The 19040-nt window shown below is 67.3% G+C and carries 18 protein-coding genes and 3 tRNA genes; 16 read left to right on the top strand and 5 right to left on the bottom strand.

Translation table 11 applies throughout. The annotated features are described in order from the left end of the window. Positions 1-31 precede the first annotated feature (31 nt). Complete coding sequence (gene msrB / locus AAC050_RS09595; RefSeq protein WP_339914858.1) at positions 32-532, top strand: peptide-methionine (R)-S-oxide reductase MsrB; 501 nt, start codon at positions 32-34, stop codon at positions 530-532. On the opposite strand, the gene AAC050_RS09590 is transcribed toward msrB, so the two are convergent. Next, entirely contained in the window at positions 520-897 is a 378-nt protein-coding gene (locus tag AAC050_RS09590) for a hypothetical protein (RefSeq protein WP_339914857.1), read from the bottom strand. The two genes, msrB and AAC050_RS09590, sit on opposite strands and share 13 nt — an antisense overlap. Beyond that, positions 894-2861, bottom strand: a complete 1968-nt coding sequence (gene phaC / locus AAC050_RS09585; RefSeq protein ID WP_339914856.1) for a class I poly(R)-hydroxyalkanoic acid synthase — start codon at positions 2859-2861, stop codon at positions 894-896. The genes AAC050_RS09590 and phaC overlap by 4 nt, the downstream gene beginning before the upstream one ends. 115 nt (positions 2862-2976) lie before the next feature. On the opposite strand from phaC, the gene AAC050_RS09580 reads away from it, so the two are divergent. The 9 genes from AAC050_RS09580 to AAC050_RS09540 all read left to right on the top strand — a co-directional run bounded on the left by AAC050_RS09580 (position 2977) and on the right by AAC050_RS09540 (position 8332). Next, positions 2977-3384, top strand: coding sequence for a hypothetical protein (locus AAC050_RS09580; protein WP_339914855.1), 408 nt, complete (start codon positions 2977-2979; stop codon positions 3382-3384). Positions 3385-3443: 59 nt separating this feature from the next. Beyond that, positions 3444-4400: a class II fructose-bisphosphatase gene (glpX, locus tag AAC050_RS09575; protein WP_339914854.1), complete on the top strand. Its 957-nt coding sequence runs from the start codon at positions 3444-3446 to the stop codon at positions 4398-4400. Beyond that, the gene (gene recJ, locus AAC050_RS09570; protein WP_339914853.1) at positions 4400-6214 is read left to right on the top strand and encodes a single-stranded-DNA-specific exonuclease RecJ; all 1815 of its coding nucleotides are present in this window, start codon (positions 4400-4402) and stop codon (positions 6212-6214) included. Before glpX ends, recJ begins: the two co-directional genes overlap by 1 nt. Before the next feature lie 92 nt (positions 6215-6306). After that, a tRNA-Glu gene (locus AAC050_RS09565) sits at positions 6307-6381 on the top strand. 264 nt (positions 6382-6645) lie between these two features. Beyond that, positions 6646-7182 (top strand): cold shock domain-containing protein, encoded by a 537-nt coding sequence (locus AAC050_RS09560; protein WP_339914969.1) that lies wholly within the window; start codon positions 6646-6648, stop codon positions 7180-7182. A 22-nt stretch (positions 7183-7204) separates the two neighbouring features. Beyond that, entirely contained in the window at positions 7205-7696 is a 492-nt protein-coding gene (locus tag AAC050_RS09555) for a DUF192 domain-containing protein (RefSeq protein WP_339914852.1), read from the top strand. A 52-nt stretch (positions 7697-7748) separates the two neighbouring features. Beyond that, positions 7749-7825 (top strand) — tRNA-Pro (locus AAC050_RS09550). A gap of 94 nt (positions 7826-7919) precedes the next feature. Beyond that, positions 7920-8225, top strand: a complete 306-nt coding sequence (locus AAC050_RS09545; protein ID WP_339914851.1) for an ETC complex I subunit — start codon at positions 7920-7922, stop codon at positions 8223-8225. Positions 8226-8255: 30 nt separating this feature from the next. After that, positions 8256-8332 (top strand) — tRNA-Arg (locus AAC050_RS09540). Here the strand turns inward: AAC050_RS09540 and metC are convergent. Beyond that, complete coding sequence (gene metC / locus AAC050_RS09535; protein WP_339914968.1) at positions 8291-9484, bottom strand: cystathionine beta-lyase; 1194 nt, start codon at positions 9482-9484, stop codon at positions 8291-8293. The two genes, AAC050_RS09540 and metC, sit on opposite strands and share 42 nt — an antisense overlap. Positions 9485-9601: 117 nt before the next feature. Here metC and AAC050_RS09530 point away from each other — a divergent pair, with 117 nt between their 5' ends. Continuing rightward, entirely contained in the window at positions 9602-10705 is a 1104-nt protein-coding gene (locus tag AAC050_RS09530; RefSeq protein WP_339914850.1) for an amino acid ABC transporter substrate-binding protein, read from the top strand. 33 nt (positions 10706-10738) lie between these two features. After that, the gene (locus AAC050_RS09525; RefSeq protein WP_339914849.1) at positions 10739-12061 is read left to right on the top strand and encodes a dicarboxylate/amino acid:cation symporter; all 1323 of its coding nucleotides are present in this window, start codon (positions 10739-10741) and stop codon (positions 12059-12061) included. On the opposite strand, the gene sseA is transcribed toward AAC050_RS09525, so the two are convergent. Continuing rightward, positions 12058-12903 carry a 3-mercaptopyruvate sulfurtransferase gene (sseA, locus tag AAC050_RS09520; RefSeq protein WP_339914848.1) on the bottom strand — a complete coding sequence of 282 codons (846 nt, stop codon included), beginning with the start codon at positions 12901-12903 and terminating at the stop codon, positions 12058-12060. The two genes, AAC050_RS09525 and sseA, sit on opposite strands and share 4 nt — an antisense overlap. Positions 12904-12915: 12 nt before the next feature. Further along, a complete protein-coding gene (locus AAC050_RS09515; RefSeq protein ID WP_339914847.1) occupies positions 12916-14388 on the bottom strand; it encodes a deoxyribodipyrimidine photo-lyase in 1473 nt (490 codons plus the stop codon). A 99-nt stretch (positions 14389-14487) separates the two neighbouring features. On the opposite strand from AAC050_RS09515, the gene kdsA reads away from it, so the two are divergent. From kdsA to AAC050_RS09495, 4 genes are read left to right on the top strand one after another with little or no spacing between them, the layout of a single operon-like run. Next, positions 14488-15351: a 3-deoxy-8-phosphooctulonate synthase gene (gene kdsA, locus AAC050_RS09510; protein ID WP_339914846.1), complete on the top strand. Its 864-nt coding sequence runs from the start codon at positions 14488-14490 to the stop codon at positions 15349-15351. A gap of 18 nt (positions 15352-15369) precedes the next feature. After that, positions 15370-16842 (top strand): D-glycero-beta-D-manno-heptose 1-phosphate adenylyltransferase, encoded by a 1473-nt coding sequence (gene rfaE2 / locus AAC050_RS09505; protein WP_339914845.1) that lies wholly within the window; start codon positions 15370-15372, stop codon positions 16840-16842. Continuing rightward, a complete protein-coding gene (gene rfaD, locus AAC050_RS09500; protein ID WP_339914844.1) occupies positions 16839-17840 on the top strand; it encodes an ADP-glyceromanno-heptose 6-epimerase in 1002 nt (333 codons plus the stop codon). Before rfaE2 ends, rfaD begins: the two co-directional genes overlap by 4 nt. Then, positions 17837-18946 carry a DUF3089 domain-containing protein gene (locus tag AAC050_RS09495; protein ID WP_339914843.1) on the top strand — a complete coding sequence of 370 codons (1110 nt, stop codon included), beginning with the start codon at positions 17837-17839 and terminating at the stop codon, positions 18944-18946. The genes rfaD and AAC050_RS09495 overlap by 4 nt, the downstream gene beginning before the upstream one ends. The last annotated feature ends 94 nt before the right edge of the window (positions 18947-19040 follow it).

Here is a 19040-nt window from a genome sequence, read left to right as displayed (position 1 = left end):
CCTCCCGGCTCTTTCCGTCGTATACAGGGGTATGACCCAGATCGTCCCGCATCGCCGCACCCTGCTGTCCAGCGTCGGCGCGCTGGCCCTGTCGGCCTGCTCCCCCGGGAAGGCCGCAGCGTCCGAGCGGCAATATGCCGACTCGCCGTTTCGGCAACGGACCGAAGCCCAGTGGCGCGAACGGCTGCCGACGGCCAGTTTCAATGTGCTGCGCCGCGAGGCCACGGAACAGCCCTACACCAGCCCGCTGAATGACGAGCACCGGCGCGGCACCTTCGTCTGCCGCGGCTGTGACCTGCCGCTGTTCCGCTCGCGCTGGAAATACGACAGTCGCACCGGCTGGCCCAGTTTCTATGACGTCATCGCCGCCAACATCGGCACCAAGCGCGACTTCGCCATCGGCATCCCGCGCACCGAATACCACTGCGCCCGTTGCCTCGGCCATCAGGGCCACATCTTCGATGACGGGCCGCGGCCGACCGGAAAACGTTATTGCAACAATGGTGTGGCGTTGAGTTTTCAGCCGGCCTGACGGGCCTTGAGCGCCGATTCCACTGTGCTGCCCAGCCAGATGGCGGCGATCAGCACCAGCAGGCCGTAGTCGTGGCCCGGAAAGATCAGGGGCACGGCGGCGGACAGGATCACCATCAGCGGGAACAGGCTGGCCCAGACGGCCGTCGTGGCCGCCTCGGCATGGATCATCGGCGGTCGGTTCCAGCCCCGACGCCGGCTCCAGAAACCGTTCAGCACCACGAACCCCACGGAACAGACCAGGGCGAGCAGGACATATTTCAGACCCGCGCCCGGCTCGCCGAACACCGAGGCCGTGGTGATCAGCAAGGCCACACCGACACCGGTGGTGACGGCCAGCAACAGGTTCGGCTCGATGCGGATCAACTCTTCACCTTCACATAGGACCCCGGAGCCGGTTCGATCGGCTTCAGCGGGCCTTTTTTCGGATCACGGGCCGCAACCCAGTCGCCCGAGCGCGCGTGCAGCCATTCGGCCCAGTGGGTCCACCAGCTGCCCGGGTGTTCGACGGCGGCGGCCTGCCATTCCGCCAGGGTGGCGGGCAGGGCGGCGTTGATCCAGTGCTGGTATTTGTTGGCCGCGGGCGGATTGATGACCCCGGCGATATGGCCCGATCCGGCCAGGGTCAGGGTCACGGCGGCGTTGGTGAAGGCCCGGGCCGAACGATAGACCGAATTCACCGGCGCGATATGGTCCTCACGACTGGCCTGGAAATAGAGGGGTATGGTGACCTTGGTCAGGTCGACGGTCTCGCCACCGATTCTAAATTCCCCTTTGGACAGAAGGTTCTTTCCGTACATGCTACGCAAATAGTTCATGTGCAGCGCCTTGGGCATCCGGGTCTGGTCGGCGTTCCAGAACAGCAGGTCAAACACCGGCGGATCCTTGCCCATCAGATAGTTGGACACGAAGAAGGACCAGATCAGGTCATTGGCCCGCAGGGCATTGAAGGTGTCGGCCATCGAGGCCCCGGGCAGGACCCCGCCGGCCGCGTCCATCATCTGCTCGATCTGGTTCAGCCAGTGCTCGTCAGTGAACAGCAGCAGGTCACCGGCCTCGGCGAAATCGTGCTGGGCGGCGAAAAAGGTCGTGGCGTTGACCCGCTTGTCACCCTTGGCCGCCATATGGGCCAGGGCCGCCCCCATCAACGTGCCCCCGATGCAGTAGCCGACGGTGTTGAGCCGGTCGGTGCCGCACTGGTCCATGACCTTCTGCGTGGCGCGGTAGATACCCTTTTCCAGATAGTCGTCGAAGCCCCAGCCGGCCTTGTCCCTGTCCGGATTAACCCAGGAACAGACGAAGACGGTGAAGCCCTGGGCCGAGAGCCAGCGGATCATCGAATTCTGCGGCTGCAGGTCGAGGATGTAGAATTTGTTGATCCACGGCGGGAAGATCAGCAGCGGGATGGCGCGCTGTTTGTCGGTGGCGGCGTCGTACTGGATCAATTCAAACAGCTCATCGCGCCAGACCACCTGACCCGGGGCGGTGGCGACGTTTTCACCGACGACGAATTTGCCGTAGTCAGCCTGGCTGATCTTCAGCTTGCCGGCACCGCGCTCCATGTCCGCGGCGAAATTCTGCATACCCTTGACCAGCGACTCGCCGTTGGACTCGGCCATGGCCTTCAGCGCCGCCGGATTGGAGGCCAGGAAGTTCGACGGTGAAAAAGCGTCGGTCAGCATCCGGGTGAAGAATTCAGCGCGGCGCTTCACCATCGGATCGATGTTCTCGACCCCGGCGACGAGGCCGTTCAGCCAGTCGGACGTCACCAGATAGGACTGGCGCATGACGTCGAAGGCCGGGTTCTCGGACCAGGCGGGGTCCTTGAAGCGTTTGTCTGACGACGTCGGCGGCGGCACCGTCTCGCCGGCCGCCTGACGGGTAGTGCGGGACCACAGGTCCATATAGCGACCGAACAGATCGGCCTGTGCGGCGAACAGTTTTTCCGGCTGGGCCGCGAGGCCGGTCATCACCTCGGTCATGGCCGGGCCGACATTGAACGGATCGGCCGAGGGTGTGGAGCGGCTCTCCGCCTGACTGGCCGCGGCTCCGGCAAAGGCAGCCTGGGCCGTCATCGCCGCCCGGGCCAGATTCAACGACAGGGTCTCGATCATCTGGCGTTGATCCGCCCCGATACCGGCGAGCGGGTCGGGCGCGGCTTGTGGCGGCGGAGGAGGAGGTGGTGGCGTTTCGGGGCGCGGCGGCGGCGGTTTCGCCGCAGCGGCTTTCGGCTTGCGCGGCTTGGCCGAAGTCGGTCGGCCGGATTTCCGCGGTGCGCGCTTCGGTACGGCGACGGGGTCGGCCGCGGGTTTTGAAGGGCGTTTGGCCATGGGTTGAATCCCGGGATTCGTCAGATGCGGTCACAGGGCAGACGCGTCGCCCTTCCGCCGTCCCCGATCATGGCATATGACCGGGTCCGAAATGAACGCGTCACACCGGAAAAAGATGAGCGGCCTCCTTGCGGGGCTCATGATCGGCAGTCTCGGGGGCTGTGCCGGGGCGTTCGACGCCGCACCCGGGGTGGCGGACGCCCCGGTCGACAGCCTGATCGCCGAACACCGCGTCTATCCGCGCTGGGAAGACTTTCCATCGTCGCCCGAGGGGCTGCCGACGGCGGCCCGGCTGGCCGAGCAGGTCGCCGCGCTGAATGATTCGGGGGCGTCACTGGCCGGGGACGTGGCGCAACTGGAATGGACCCTGTCTGATCCCGAAGCCTTTGCCGCGGCAATCATCGCCCGGATCAACGCCGCCGACGTCAGCCCGGACACGGTCCGGACCCAGGCCGAGGTCGAGGCCTTCGCAGCGCGGCTGCGCGAACGGGGCCGCGCGCCGCCGCCGATCGATCGGCACTGACCCCCTTTTCAGATTATCCGGACGACAGGGGCCGGAATCACCGTCTCAGGAGACCGCCCATGGCCGATCAGGCCCCCTATCCCGCCACCCTCGCCGCGGACGCCGCCCAGGTCACCGAACTGGCCGCGATCGCCTCCCATGCCGGGGTCGGACGGGGTGATGAGAAGGCGGCCGACCAGCTGGCCGTAGACGCGATGCGTACGGCGCTGAACCGGCTGGATATCGACGGCAAGATCGTCATCGGCGAAGGCGAACGCGACGAGGCCCCAATGCTGTACATCGGCGAGAAGGTCGGCACCGGCAAGGGACCGGCCATCGACATCGCCCTCGACCCGTTGGAGGGCACGACCCTGACGGCCAAGGCCATGGCCAACGCCCTGTGCGTGCTGGCTATGTCGCCGGGCGGTGGCATGCTGCATGCGCCCGACACCTATATGGACAAGATCGCCATCGGACCGGGCTACAAGCCGGGTCTGGTCGATCTGGACATGAGCCCGCAGGACAATGTGCGGGCCCTGGCCGGGGCCAAGGGCGTGTCCCCCGACGAGATCACCGTCTGCGTCATGGATCGCCCGCGCCACGCCGAACTGATCGCCGCCCTGCGCGAGGTCGGGGCCAAGGTGATGCTGATCACCGACGGCGATGTGGCCGGCGTGATCCACACCGCCGAACCGGAGACCGGCATCGACCTGTATCTGGGATCGGGCGGGGCCCCCGAAGGGGTGCTGGCGGCGGCGGCGCTGAAATGCGTCGGCGGTCATTTTCAGGGCCGGCTGATCTTCCGCAACGACGATGAGCGGGCCCGGGCAGAAAAAACCGGGGTCAGCGACTTCGGACGCAAATATGACCTGCACGAACTGGTCTCCAAGGACGCCATCTTCGCCGCCACCGGCGTGACCAAGGGGGCCATGCTGGACGAGGTCAGGATCGTAGGCGGTTTCGTCACGACCCACACGCTGGTGATGGATTCCAGCACCCGCACGGTGCGCCGCATCCGTACGACGCGTCCGGTCTGATGGCCGAGGGCGGGCCCGTTCCGGCCGCCGAACCCGCCTTTCTGGGGGTGACCCGATCGCTGTCCGGACGGGTCTGGCGGCAGCGCCCGGCCGAGGCCGCGACCATCCGCGCCCATATGCAGGCGCTGGAGCTGGAGGAACCGCTGGCCCGGGCCCTGGCGGCGCGAGGCGTGCGCGCTGACCAGGGCGCGGACTTTCTGAACCCGACGCTGAAGGCGCTGTTCCCCGACCCGTCCAGCTTCATGGACATGGACGCCGCGGCCGGGACCATCCTCGACTCGATCGAGAGTGGGGCCGCCATCCATGTCTTCGCCGACTATGACGTCGACGGGGCCTCAAGCGCAGCCCTGCTGGTGCGCTGGTTCCGGGCCCTGGACGTGGCCCTGCCCATCTATGTGCCGGACCGGATGACCGAGGGCTACGGCCCCAGCCCGAAGGCCTTCGACACCTTGAAGGCGTCCGGTGCCGAACTGGTCATCACCGTCGATTGCGGCGCGGCTGCCAATGAAGCGGTGGCCCATGCCTCGGCCATCGGGCTGAAGGTCGTGGTCATCGACCACCATATGATGCGCGAACAGCCGCCGGTCTGCGCCGCCGTGGTCAATCCGAACCGGCCCGGCTGCAATTCGGGACAGGGCAATCTCGCCGCGGCCGGGGTCGTGTTCGTGCTGCTGGCGGCGCTGAACCGCGAGGGCCGGGCCCGGGGTCTGTTCACCGACCGCCCTGAGCCGGACATCCGTCAGTGGCTGGATCTGGCGGCCATGGGGGCGATCTGCGACGTCACCGGCCTGACCGGCTTTAACCGCGCCCTGACCAGCCTGGGGCTGAAGGTCATGTCGGACTGGCGCAATCCGGGCCTGAAGGCGCTACTGGCCGCCGCCGGAGCTGAAGAGGGGCCGGCCAAGAGCAACCACGCCGGCTTCATCCTGGGGCCCCGCATCAATGCCGGCGGACGGATCGGCAAATCGGACCTCGGGGCGCGCCTGCTGTCGACCGACGACCCGGTCGAGGCCGCCACCCTGGCCCAGGAACTGGACGCCCTGAACATCGCCCGCCGCGAGGTCGAGCGCGAGGTCACCGACCAGGCCACGCGCCGGGTCGAGGCCACCGGGGCCCATACCGACGGCTCGGCCGTGGTGGTCATCGCCGGCGATGACTGGCATCCCGGCGTGGTCGGCATCGTCGCCGGACGGTTACGCGAGCGCTGGCGCAAGCCGGTGGTGGTCATCGGCGTCGACGCGATCAACGGTATCGGCAAGGGTTCGGGCCGGTCCCAGCCGGGCATGAATCTGGGCCGGGCGGTGCAGGCGGCCTGGGAGAGCGGGCGGCTGATCGCCGGCGGCGGCCACGCCATGGCCGCAGGCCTGACCGTGCGGGCCGACGCCATCGACGCCCTGCGCGACTTCCTCAATGACCGGATGATCGGTGAACAGGCCGACGCTGAGGTAATGGACCGGGTCGAGATCGATGCCCTGATCGAACCGGGAGCCGCCAGCCGGGCCCTGTTCGAACAGTTCGAGCGGCTGGCCCCGTTCGGCCCGGCCAATCCCGAGCCCCTGTTCGCCCTGCACGGCGTGCGGGTGCGTGATGCGGTGGCGATGACCGGTGGCCATGTGCGCTGCCGGCTGGTCGGGGCCGACGGCGCGGGGATCAAGGCCATCGCCTGGCGTTGCGCCGACCTGCCGGGTGGCAAGGCGCTACTGGCCGGACAGGGCGGACTGAGCGTGGCCGGGCGCCTGAAGGCCGACGACTGGAACGGACGCCGCGGCGTGCAGTTCGAGATCGAGGACATCGCCGACCCGCGCATGGACTGAAACGGAGGGCGTTCAAAAAACCCAGGCAGGCCCGCTGACTGGGGCTTGCACGACCCGGAATCGGCGGCTATATCGCCCGCTCTCCGCGCAGTGGTCCCTTCGTCTATCGGTTAGGACGTCAGGTTTTCAACCTGAAGAGAGGGGTTCGACTCCCCTAGGGACTACCACGCGGACTTCCCCGAAATCCGGCTGCAAGGCCCCGAACGACCCGGGTGGCAAGCTGCGTCCTCGCGGACGCGCACCATGGCACTTGTCCGGTTTCATCCCCCAGACCGAAAAGTTTTGCCCGACCCCGGCAGTTCGCGGGTGAAATTTGCGTTTTTTCCCTTTCCACGTGTTCACCGAACCGTGTTAAGCCTGAGCTGTTCGCAAACAAGGCGAACAGGAGGGTACTGGTGGCTGAATTCGAGGACCCGGAAACGCATGTGGCAATGCGGATCACAGGTCGGGTCAAATGGTTCGATCCCGGCAAGGGTTACGGCTTCATCGTCCCGGACCAGCCCGACCTGACCGCAGCCCGGGACATCCTGCTGCACATCTCAAGTCTGCGCGACAGTGGTCATGACGTGACCACTGAAGGGGCCCCGATAACCTGTGACTGCGTCTTTCGCTCGAAAGGCTGGCAGGTATCGCAGGTAATCGAGGTCGGCGAAGGAGGCCTTGCCAACAGCGCGCCCGGCCGGACGGCCGGTGACGACGGAAGAGCCTATGACCGGTCCCGTCTCGACGCCATGCCACCTCGCGACCCCGCCGCAGGGCCGCTGGAGGATGCGGTCGTCAAATGGTTCAATCGCACCAAGGGATATGGTTTCGTGGTGCGCAACGACGAGCCGGGCGATATATTCGTTCATATAGAGACGCTGCGTCGCTGCGGGCTGGATGATCTCGTACCCGGAGAGACGGTGGCGGTTCGTTTTGCCGATGGCCCCAAGGGGCTGGTGGTCGCGGAAATCAAACCGGGCGGGTAACCTCGCCTCATGAGGGCGTAGCATGAGCTTCAGCAGACGTATTTTCCTGTCCGCGGTTCTGGCGGTTGCTCTCGCGGCACCGATCGCCGGCTGTGCCGGAGCCGGGGCTCCCAAGGACGCCACGGGCCGACCGCTGGAACCCCTGAGCATCGTCACCGCCACCGGCGAGTTCAAATTCCTGGTTGAGATCGCCGACGACGAGGCGGAACGGCAGCGCGGTCTGATGTTCCGCGAACCGCTGGCCGACGATCGCGGCATGTTGTTCGAATTTCCGGACGTGGCCGAACGCGGCTTCTGGATGCGCAACACCCCCAGTTCGCTGGACATCATCTATATTGATCCGCAGGGCCGGATTGTCTCGATCGCCCGCCACGCCACCCCTTTCTCGGAGTCGACCCTGCCGTCGCGCGGCGCGGCCAGCGGCGTGCTGGAACTGCGCGCAGGGCGGGCCGACGAGATGGGGGCCCAGGCCGGCGATCAGGTGCGCCACAAATTCTTCGGCAACGCGGACTGAATCCTGCGTTGCGGCGAGGCGGGGTCCGTGGCAAGAGACGCCTCCGCCGGTTCGGGGTGTGGCGCAGCCTGGTAGCGCATCTGGTTTGGGACCAGAGGGTCGGAGGTTCGAATCCTCTCGCCCCGACCATCGGCACCCGGGTCTCTGGACCCGGATAAAGTGAAGGCTATCTCAGCCGCGAGCGGTGTCCTGCGGGACGCCTGACGATTCTGGAGCCCCGTCCATGCTGGCGCGCATCTATCGACCCGCAAAGACCGCGATGCAGTCCGGCAAGGCCAAGAGCCACGACTGGAGACTGGAGTTCGAACCGGCCTCGGCGCGCACGATCGATCCGCTGATGGGCTGGACCGGATCCAGCGACATGAACGGTCAGGTGCGACTGAGCTTCGAGACTCGTGAGGAAGCCGTGGCCTATGCCGAGACGCACGGCATCCCGTTCCGCCTGCAGGAGCCGCAGGAACCGCCGGTGATCATCAAGACCTATGCCGACAATTTCTCCACCTACCGCAAACAGCCCTGGACTCACTGAGGCCGCTGCGGCGTTCGTCTGTCTGAGCAGGCGCCCATAGCTCAACCGGATAGAGCACCCGCCTTCTAAGCGGACGGTTGCAGGTTCGAGTCCTGCTGGGCGCGCCAGGCGGCGAATCCCTGCTCAAGATCGGCGATCAGGTCGGCGGGGTCCTCAAGACCGATGTGCAGACGCAGCAGCTGGCCGGCCAGGCTCGGCGGGTACAGACGATGCTGCATCTGGGAGGTCTCATGGGTGATCAGGCTCTCGAAGCCACCCCAGGAAAAGCCGAGCCCGAACAGGGACAGGGAATCGAGCAGGGCATGGGCGTCCCGGGTCGACCCGCCCTGCATGACCACGCCCAGGATCGAGGCGGCCCCGCTGTAGTCCCGGGCCCAGAGCGCGTGGCCGACCGAACCGGGCAGGGGCGGATACAGGACCCGATCGACCTCGGGTCGGGCCTGCAGCCATTCCGCGACCCGCAGGGCCGAGCGCCCCTGTTCGGCATAGCGCAGCGGCAGGGTGCGCAGACCGCGCAGGGCCAGCCAGGCGTCGTCGGGCGAGACCCGCCAGCCGAGGTCCTCGAGCGTCTCGGCGATGGAACGGCCGACCGCCGGATCGCTGACGGCGGTGGACCCCATCAGCAGGTCGGAATGACCGGCGACATATTTGGTCACCGCCTGAACACTGACGTCGACCCCGTGGGCCAGCGGACGGAAGGCCAGGCCGGCGGCCCAGGTATTGTCCATCACCGTCAGCACCCCCCGGGCGCGGCAGGCGGCGGCGAGGGCGGCGACATCCTGCAGCTCGAAGGTCAGGGACGACGGCGATTCGATCAGCAGGATCCGGGTGCGACCGGTGATCTGCTCGACAATTCCGGCGATATCCGCATCACCGGGGTGGAAGACCGTGGTCACGTCGCGCGCGGCCATGTGCCGGGTCAGGAAGCGGCGGCTGGGGCCATAGAGGGCGTCGGTCGTCAGGACCTCGTCACCGGGACGGGTCAGGGCGGTGACCGGTACGGTGACAGCGGCGAGTCCGGACGGAACCAGGCCGGTCCAGGCCGCCCCCTCGAGTTCGGACAGGGCCAGGGTCAGCTCGCGCGCCGCGGTCAGGTCCTCGATGCCGTAGACCGGACCGGTGGCCGGATCGCGCATGACGGCGGCGCTGTCGTTGAGCAGGGTCGAGGCCCGCTCGACCGGCGGACTGACGGCGCGACGACCGCCACCGCGGCGGGTGGCGGAGGCGATCAGACGGGTACGGTCGGACAGAGGCGGCATGAGTTTCGCGTTTTGCCCCGATGGGTTGCGAACAGCCTGCTAAAAGCCTCTAAAGCGGGGCAGGGTGCAAGGCCCCGGTAACGGGACCGGACGCGAGACGATGAGGCGCTGATGGACATGAAGGCGATCCAACGGGCCATAACGGTGGCTGCCCTGGGCCTGGCGGTCGTCGCGTGCGGCCGGGGCGAGAAACCCCCTGAGGACACGCCGCCGATCACCGGTGCCCCCACCACCCGGGCCCAGCACGGTGAAACCATCACCAGCGCCACCCTGCAGGCCATCAAGCGGCGCGGGCGACTGAATTGCGGCGTTCACGAGGGCCTGGTCGGGTTCGCCTTCACGGACAACCGGGGCCAGTGGCGCGGCTTTGACGCCGATTTCTGTCGGGGCCTGGCGGCGGCGATCTTCGACGACCCCAATGCCGTTCGGTTTGTGCCCCTGGCTATCGGCCAGAGGTTTGAGGCGCTGGAGAGCGGCCGGGTCGATGTGCTGTGGCGCAACACTTCCTGGACCATGGCCCGCGACGCCGGTGAGGGGCTGAGCTTCGCCGGAGTCAATTATTATGATGGTCAGGGCTTCATGGTGCGGCGCTCGCTGAACCTGAACAGTGCCGTTGAGCTGAAGGGCGCACGGGTCTGTGTCCAGGCCGGTTCGACCTCGGAACTGAACGCCGCCGACTATTTCCGGGTCCGGGGTATCGAATACCGGCCGGTGGTCCTGCCTAATGAAGAGGCGGCGCGCGCGGCCTATGCCCGTGAGGACTGCGACGCCCTGACGGCCGATATCTCGGCCCTGGCCGCCGCGCGAACCACCCTGTCGAGCCCCGAACAGCATGCCATCCTGCCCGACGTCATTTCCAAGGAAGCGCTGGGCCCGGTGGTGCGGCGCGGCGACGAACAGTGGGGATCCATCGTGCGCTGGACCCTGAATGCCCTGATCTTGGCCGAGGAACTGGGCGTGACCCAGGCCACCGTCGACGCCCGGGCGCAAGATTCCCGGGACCCGCGCGTGCGCCGCCTGCTGGGGGTCGAGGGCGATTTCGGACCGATGCTGGGACTGTCGAAGGACTGGGCCCGCAACGCCATCAGCGGCGTCGGCAACTACGGCGAAATCTTCAACCGCAATCTCGGTGATGATTCCGCGCTCGACCTGGCCCGCGGGTTGAACGCACAATGGAACGCACGGCCCGGCGGTCTGATCTACGCCTTGCCGATTCGATAGACGCCACGCAGAGCGCCCCGGGGGGAATTGACTATGGAAACGACCAAACGCGGCAAGCTTCCGCTTCACTGGCTGATGCTGATCGGCTTCGTCGTCGGTCTGGGCGGCGGCCTGTTCGTCAATCTGACGGTCGGGGCGGACACCGGCTGGGTCCAGTGGCTGACGTCGAACATCACCGGACCGGCCGGGCAGATCTTCCTGCGTCTGCTGTTCATGCTGGTGATCCCGCTGCTGTTCTCGGCCCTGGTCGTCGGGGTAGCCGAAATGGGCGACCTGAAGGCGCTGGGCCGGGCCGGGATCAAGACCCTGCTGCTGACCGTGGTGGTCTCGACCATCGCCGTGATCATCGGCATCGCCATGGTCAATTTCTTCCGTCCCGGTGACGGCGTCGACCCGGCCCTGGCCCAGAAGCTTCTGGAGGACGGCGCGGCCGGCGCGGCCAATATCGTCGGCAACGCCCCCAAATCGGTCGAGCTGGGCCAGTTCTTCCTCGACCTGATCCCGTCCAACATCTTCACCGCCGCGTCCGAGAACCAGATCCTGCCGGTGATGGTCTTCGCCCTGCTGTTCGGTATCGGTCTGGTCATGGCCAAGAGCCGCTCGACCGACCGGCTGCAGGAGGTGATCGAGGGCATCTTCGAAGTGACGATGAAGCTGATCAACCTGGTCATCAAACTGGCCCCGATCGCCATCGCCTGCCTGATGTTCAACCTGGCGGCCCTGTTCGGCTGGGACCTGCTGGTGCGTCTGGCCGCCTATGTCGGCGTGGCCGTAGGGGCCATGCTGATCCATATGTTCGTGGTCTATCCGATCGTGATCTGGACCCTGGGCGGCATGTCACCGATCAAATTCTTCAGCGCCGTACGCGAGCCGATGGTCGTGGCCTTCTCGACTGCCTCGTCCAACGCCAGCCTGCCGGTGGCGCTGCGCGCCGCCGAGTTCGAGCTGAAGCTGCCGCGCAAGATCGCCCGCTTCGTCCTGACCGTCGGGGCTACCGCCAACCAGAACGGCACGGCCTTGTTCGAGGGCGTGACAGTGCTGTTCCTGGCCCAGTTCTTCGGCGTCGACCTGAGCATCACCCAGCAGGTCGTGGTGATGCTGGTCTGTATCCTGGGCGGTGTCGGTACCGCCGGGGTACCCGCCGGCTCCCTGCCGGTGGTGGCGATGATCCTGGTCATGGTCGGGGTCCCGGCCGAGGGCATCGGCCTGATCCTCGGCGTCGACCGCTTCCTCGACATGTGCCGCACCACGCTGAACGTCACCGGCGACCTGGTACTGGCCACCGTGGTGTCGCGCGGGGAGACCGACGACATCGTGCCCGAAGGCCTGCCCGAGCCGGTCGCCCCGCCGCCCTAAAGGCCGGTGCCCGTCTCAACCGCCGTGTCGTCCCGGCCGCCCCATTCGGCCCAGCTACCGTCATAGAGGCGGGACGGGCGGCCGAGAACGGCCAGACCCAGGGACAGGACAGCGGCGGTGACGCCGCTGCCACAGCTGGTGATCACCGGCCGGTCAGGGTCGACCCCGGCGTCGCGGAAGGCGGCTTCCAGCGCCGCCCCGCGCTTCATCGTTGAATCGGCGTTCAGGATGTCGGCGAAGGGCAGGTTCAGGGCTCCGGCCATATGGCCGGCGCGCAGACCCGGACGGGGTTCGGGTACATCCCCCCGGAACCGGGCCGCGCCCCGCGCGTCGATCACCTGGGCCGTCCCTGTGAGGGCGTTACGGACGTCCTCGAGGTCGGCCACGGCCGGGGCGTTGAAGCGGGCCTCAAATCCGGCGGGGCCGGGTTCAGTGGCAGGCCCCCGATCCACCCTGCCGCTGACGGCGCGCCAGGCGGGCAGGCCACCGTCGAGCACCTGGACCCGCTGCACGCCCATGGTCCGCAGCATCCACCAGGCCCGGGCGGCGGAAAACAGGCCTGCCGTGTCATAGACGACCACGTGATCGGTCGCGGCAATCCCCAGCACGCCCATCGCCGCGGCGAAGGCGGTGGGGGTGGGCAGCATGTGGGGCAGGGGGCTCGACGGATCCGAAATCGCGTCCAGATCAAAGAAGACCGCCCCCGGCAGACGCGCGGCTTCAAAGTCCGCACGGGCGTCCCGACCGTCCAGATGCCAGCTGGCGTCGAGGATACGCAGGTCGGGGTCGCTGAGACAGACCGCGAGGTCACTTGCAGAGATGAGAGGAGACCGGTCAGACATGGGCCTGTTCTATCATGAGCCGGGGCGGCTGACTGTCTTGAGCGCGTCCAGCGCTCGCAGACGGGCGGCGGCGTGATCGACGACAGGGAACGGATAGTCCCGACCCAGCTCTATTCCAGCCTGCAGCAGGACCTCATCCGGCGCGGTCCATGGGGCCTGCAGCCAGCGATCGGGCACGGCCTGAAGCTCCGGGACCCATCGTCGGACGTAGCGACCGTCGGCGTCGAACTTCTGACCCTGTGTGACCGGATTGAAGATGCGGAAATAGGGCGCGGCATCGGCTCCGCAGCCCGCCACCCACTGCCAGTTCTGCACATTGCTGGCGAGATCGGCGTCCACCAGCGTGTCCCGGAACCACGCCTCCCCCTCGCGCCAGTCGATCAGCAGGTCCTTGACCAGAAACGAAGCGACGATCATCCGCACCCGGTTGTGCATCCAGCCGGTGGTCCAGAGCTGGCGCATGCCGGCGTCAACGATGGGAAAGCCGGTCTGCCCGGTCTGCCACGCCTTCAGTCCGCCGGGATCACTGCGCCAGGGCAGGGTGCCGAACTCCGGTCGAAAGGCCCGCTCGGCCATATAGGGAAAGGCGTGCAGCAGATGGGCGGAGAAGTCGCGCCAGCCGAGCTCAGCGACGAATTTGGAGACTTCGTCCGCCGAGACCGTGCCTACGTGCGCGGCCCGACGGGCCCCGATAACGACCCGCCACGGACTGATCTCGCCAAAATGAAGATGGGCGGAGAGACGGCTGGTAGCCGATCGAGCAGGGATGTCCCGTCCGTCGCAATAGTCCGCCAGACCCTCGTCGAGGAAGGCGGTGAAGGCGGCCACGGCCCCGGCCTCTCCGGGTACCCCCTCGAACCCGGTCGACCAGTCCGGCTGTGTCGGCGACAGGACCCAGTCGGCGAGTCTTTCGCTCGCAAGACCTTGCGGGCAGACGATGCGGTTCGGGGCTGGCGACAGAGTCGGTTCCGTTGTGGTGGCCAGCAGGGCCTTCAGAAACGGGGTGAACACCCGGTAGGGTCGGCCGGACCCGTTCAGGACCGTCCCCGGGGTCGCCAGCAGGGTGCCGTTGAAGCCCTGACAGTCGATCCCTTCGACCTTCAGGTCATGGGCGAGAGCCGCGTCGCGTTCCCGGGCGTCGGGCTCGAACAGGCGGTTCATCACCACCGTGGTCGCCCCGGTTTCGGCGATCAGACCACGCAGTTTCGCCTCGGCGTTGCCCCGCCGCAGGATCAGCGGTGCGCCCCGGTCGGTCAGATCGGCCGCGAGCGCGCGCAGGGACCGGTCCAGCCACCAGAGGGAGGCGGCCCCGGACCGGCGAACCTGGGATCCTTCGTCGTGAATATAGACCGGCACGACCGGCCGTCCGCTCGACATGGCCCGGCTCAGGGCCGGATTGTCCGACAGCCTCAGATCGCGGCGGAACCACAGTATGACGGGCGCATCGTTGGGGGGCGCACTGGTGGTCACAGGCCCGATCTCCATGGTAGCTTGCCAGCCAGAATGCGCGACGCCACCTGTTGGCCGCATAGGTGCGGCATCGGCGCTGTGTCGCAAGTCCAATTTGATCCGAAAGTCCCGCCCGTGAGCCGACCCAACGCCATCATCACCCTGTCCGAAGGCCTGAAGCGGCCGGTCGTCATCGGCGGCGGCAATCGCATCGCCTTCATCGCCGGCCCCTGCCAGCTGGAAAGCCGCCAGCACGCGCTGGAAATGGCCCATGCGCTGAAGGAGATCGGCGATCGGCTGAATGTCGGCATCATCTACAAGACCAGTTTTGACAAGGCCAACCGCACCTCGGCCAGCGCCGCGCGCGGTCTGGGCCTGAAAGACTCCCTGCCGATCTTCGCCGAAATCCGCGAGGTCACGGGCCTGCCGGTGCTGACCGACGTCCATTCCGAGGCCCAGGCTTCCGAAGCCGCCCAGGCCGTGGATGTGCTGCAGATCCCGGCCTTCCTGTGCCGCCAGACCGACCTGCTGCTGGCAGCGGCCGCCACCGGCAAGGTGATCAACATCAAGAAGGGCCAGTTCCTGGCCCCGTGGGACATGAAGAACGTCATCGCCAAGGTGGCGGGTGCGGGTAATCCCAATGTCATGGCCTGCGAGCGGGGCACCAGCTTTGGCTACAACACCCTGGTCTCGGACATGCGGGCCCTGCCGGTGTTGCGTGACATCGGCTGTCCGGTGGTGTTCGACGCGACCCACAGCGTGCAGCAGCCGGGCGGGCAGGGCACCTCCTCGGGCGGCCAGCGTGAATTCGTGCCGGTGCTGGCGCGGGCGGCCGTGGCCGTCGGTGTCGACGCCGTGTTCATGGAAACCCATCAGGATCCGGACAACGCCCCGTCGGACGGACCCAACATGGTGCCGCTGAACCGGTTCGAGGCCCTGTGCGCCGAGCTGCTCGCCTTCGACGATCTGACCAAGGCCCTGATGGCCAAGGCCGGGTGAATCCGGTAGCCCGGTTCCATGACTGAGCGATCCCCCGACACCCGTCCCCTCGATCTGGGGGCCCTGCAAGCCCTGCTCGACCGGGTGCGCGACCTGAAGGTCGCCTGCGTCGGCGACCTGATGCTGGATCGCTATGTCTACGGCGAGGTCAGCCGCATCTCGCCCGAGGCCCCGATCCCGGTACTGCGGGCCGGACGGACGGTGGCCATGCCCGGCGGCGTCGGCAATGTGGCGCGCAATGTCGCGGCCCTCGGTGGGCTGGCGCGACTGGGCGCGGTGGCTGGAGACGACGCAGCCGGACTCGAACTGGGACGCCTGATCGCCGACGAGGCCCGGATCGAGGATTTCGTGGTCCGGCCGGCGGGTGCGGCCACCATCGTCAAGACCCGGTTCGTGGCCGCGGGCCAGCAGCTGCTGCGTCTCGACGACGAGGCTCAGGCTCAAACATCTATTCAGGAAAGTGCCGCGATTGCAGATGCATCTGCGGTTCTTCTGTCAGACTACGCCAAGGGCGTGGTCAGCGACGCGCTGATCACCGCAGCCCTGACGGCGGCCCGGGCCGCCGGCGCACCGGTGGTGGTCGACCCCAAGGGCCGCGACTTCGCCCGCTACGGGGCCGTCGATGTGATCAAGCCCAATGCCAGTGAACTGGCCGGGGCCACCGGCCTGCCGGTCGAGACCGATGCCGAGGTCGAGGCGGCCCTGACCGCGCTGCTGGCGGCTACAACTGCCAAGGCCATCGTCGTCACCCGCGCCGGCAAAGGCATGAGTCTGGCCCGACGTGACGGAGCCATCAGCCATTTTCCGGGCCGGGCCCGCGAAGTGTTCGACGTCTCCGGGGCCGGGGATACCGGTCTGGCAGCGCTGGGGCTGGCGCTGGGGGCCGGCGCGACGCTGGAGACGGCGGTCCAGTTCGCCATCCTCGCCTCGGGCGTGGTGGTCGGCAAGGCGGGTACCGCCGTGGTCACCCCGGCCGAGCTGATCGACGCCGAAATGAGCCAGCACGCCCATGCCGCCCACGCCAAGGTCACGCCGCTGGACGAGCTGGCGGCCGAGGTCGAGGGCTGGAAGCGTCAAGGGCTGAAGGTCGGCTTCACCAACGGCTGTTTCGACATCCTGCACCGCGGCCATGTCGCCTATCTGGCCCAGGCGCGTGGTTGGTGCGATCGGTTGATCGTGGCCCTGAACACCGATGAATCGGTGCGGCGGCTGAAGGGCGAGGGGCGGCCGGTCAATGATCTGGACAGCCGCGCTGTGGTGCTGGGCGGCCTGACCAGCGTCGACCGGGTCACAGCCTTCGACGACCCGACCCCGATCGCCCTGATCGAACGGCTGCGCCCCGACGTGTTGATCAAGGGGGCCGACTATACCCGCGAAGGCGTCGTCGGTGGCGACGCGGTCGAAAGCTGGGGCGGGGTGGTCCGTCTGGCCACGTTCAGCGACGGCTATTCCACCACCCGCACCATCGAGAAGATGAAGGACCCGGCATGAGCCGTCAGATGATCGTGGTGACCGGCGGGGCCGGTTTCATCGGCTCCAACATCGTGGCCCGGCTGTGCGCCGACGACCGCCATGATGTGGTCGTCTGCGACCGGCTCGAGACGGCTGACCTGGCCAAGTGGAAGAATATCGCCAAACACCCGATCGCCGACTTCTGGCAGCCGGAAGAGCTGTTCGAACAGCTGGAGCGCCACGCCGAGGATATCCTGGCGGTCGTCCACATGGGGGCGATCTCGGCCACGACCGAGCCGGACGCCGACCTGATCCTGCGCACCAACTACACCCTGTCGCGCGACCTGTGGGACTGGTGCGCCATCCGCGACTGCCGGCTGATCTACGCGTCGTCGGCGGCCACCTATGGCGACGGTGAACTGGGCTTCGAGGACAAGGACGATCTTGAATCCCTGTCCGCGCTTCGTCCGTTAAATGCCTACGGCTATTCCAAATTCCTGTTCGACCAGTACGCGCTGCGGCAGGCTGAACGCAGTCAGGCCCCGACCCAGTGGACCGGGCTGAAATTCTTCAACGTCTACGGCCCGAATGAGGGTCACAAGGGCACGATGAAGTCGGTCGTGGCCCAGATCTGGCCGAAGGTCGCGGCCGACCAGCCGGTCACCCTGTTCCGCTCACACCGCCCCGACTATGCCGACGGCGGCCAGATGCGTGACTTCGTCTTCGTCGACGATGTGGTCGACATCATCGTCTGGCTGCTGGAGACGCCGTCGGTTTCTGGCATCTACAATGCCGGCTCCGGTCAGGCGCGCTCGTTCGCCGACCTGGCCCGGGCCACCTTCGCCGCCGCCGGCAAGGAGCCCCGCATCGACTATGTCGATACGCCCGAGGTCATCCGCGACAAATACCAGTATTTCACCGAGGCCCGGATGGATCGGATCCGCGCCGCCGGCTTCGACGGCCAGTCGACGCCGCTGGAAGAGGGGATCCGACGCTATGTGCAGGACTACCTCGCCACTTCGGACCCATATCGATGAGAGGGCCGCCGCTGACCTTGCGCCAATGGGTCGGCTGGACCGGCTTTGCGCTGGTGTTTCTGCTGTTCGCCGCGGTGCTGGTGTGGCGCGGGGATATCCTCAAGGCGGGTCTGGACCCGCAGGTGCCGTTCCAGACCTATGAACCGCCGCCGGCACCCGACTATGCCACCCCGGCCGCCTGGGCGCTGCGCGACGCCCGTACGGTCGATGCCGGACCCGCCGCCGTCTTCTTCGTCCATTCGACCACCTATGACGGCGGCCGCGAGTGGAACGGGCCGATCGGCGACCGGGCCGCGGACGCCTATCTGAACCGGGTCGTCCTGCCCAACCATGCCGGACCGTTCGCCCGGATCGGAGCCATCAGCGCCCCGCGCTACCGCCAGGCCAGTCTCTATACCCGGCTGACCCTGCGCGAGGACGCGCGCGAGGCCCGGGCCTTTGCCTATGGCGACATCGCCGCGGCCTTCGAGGTCTGGCTGGCGGCCAATCCCCGCGGGCCGATCGTGCTGGCCGGGGTCGAACAGGGCGGGGAACTGCTGGACCGGCTGGTGCGGGAACGGATCGCACCCGATGCGGCTGTGCGACAAAGGCTGGTGGCCGTCTATCTGATGGATGTCATCATCGCCGCCGACGGCCTGTCTCCGCGGGTACCGGCCTGCACGACCCGCGACCAGAGTGGTTGTGTCGTCAGCTGGTCGGCGGTCGGCCGGGACGACGAGGGGGCGGCCCGGCGGCGTCTGCGGCGGGCGCTGGTCTGGAACGCACGGGGACAGCTGGTCGAACTGAACGGCCGACCGTCGTTGTGCGTCAATCCGGTGACCGGGTCGACCGACACCCGTCCGGTCGCAGCCCGGCGGCACAAGGGCGCGACCAATGCCACCGGGCTTGAGCAGGGGGCCCGACCGGCCCTGCTGGCGCGTGAGGTCACCACTGAATGCCGCGACGGCATCCTGCGCCACAGTGAACCGACCCAGGAGTCCTTCCGCGAGAGGGGGAGTTGGTCTGATCGAAGAAAAACCCGTCCCTACAATCTGTTCTACGGGGACGTTGAAGCCGATGTTGAGGCGCGTCTGGCGGTCTGGACCCGATCCAACCCCGGAACCTGAAGCCTTTACGTCGCTGACGGCATCCGCCAGGTCCGCCTTGCTAGACCATTTTTGTTTCAGGTCGAATCGACCTGAATCCAAAAAATGGTCCAGA

Origin of the sequence: uncultured Brevundimonas sp., assembly GCF_963974615.1 — a bacterium.
Taxonomy (GTDB): Bacteria; Pseudomonadota; Alphaproteobacteria; order Caulobacterales; family Caulobacteraceae; genus Brevundimonas.
The sequence above is the reverse complement of the archived record's forward strand: the minus strand, read 5'-3'. Positions and strand labels throughout refer to the sequence as shown.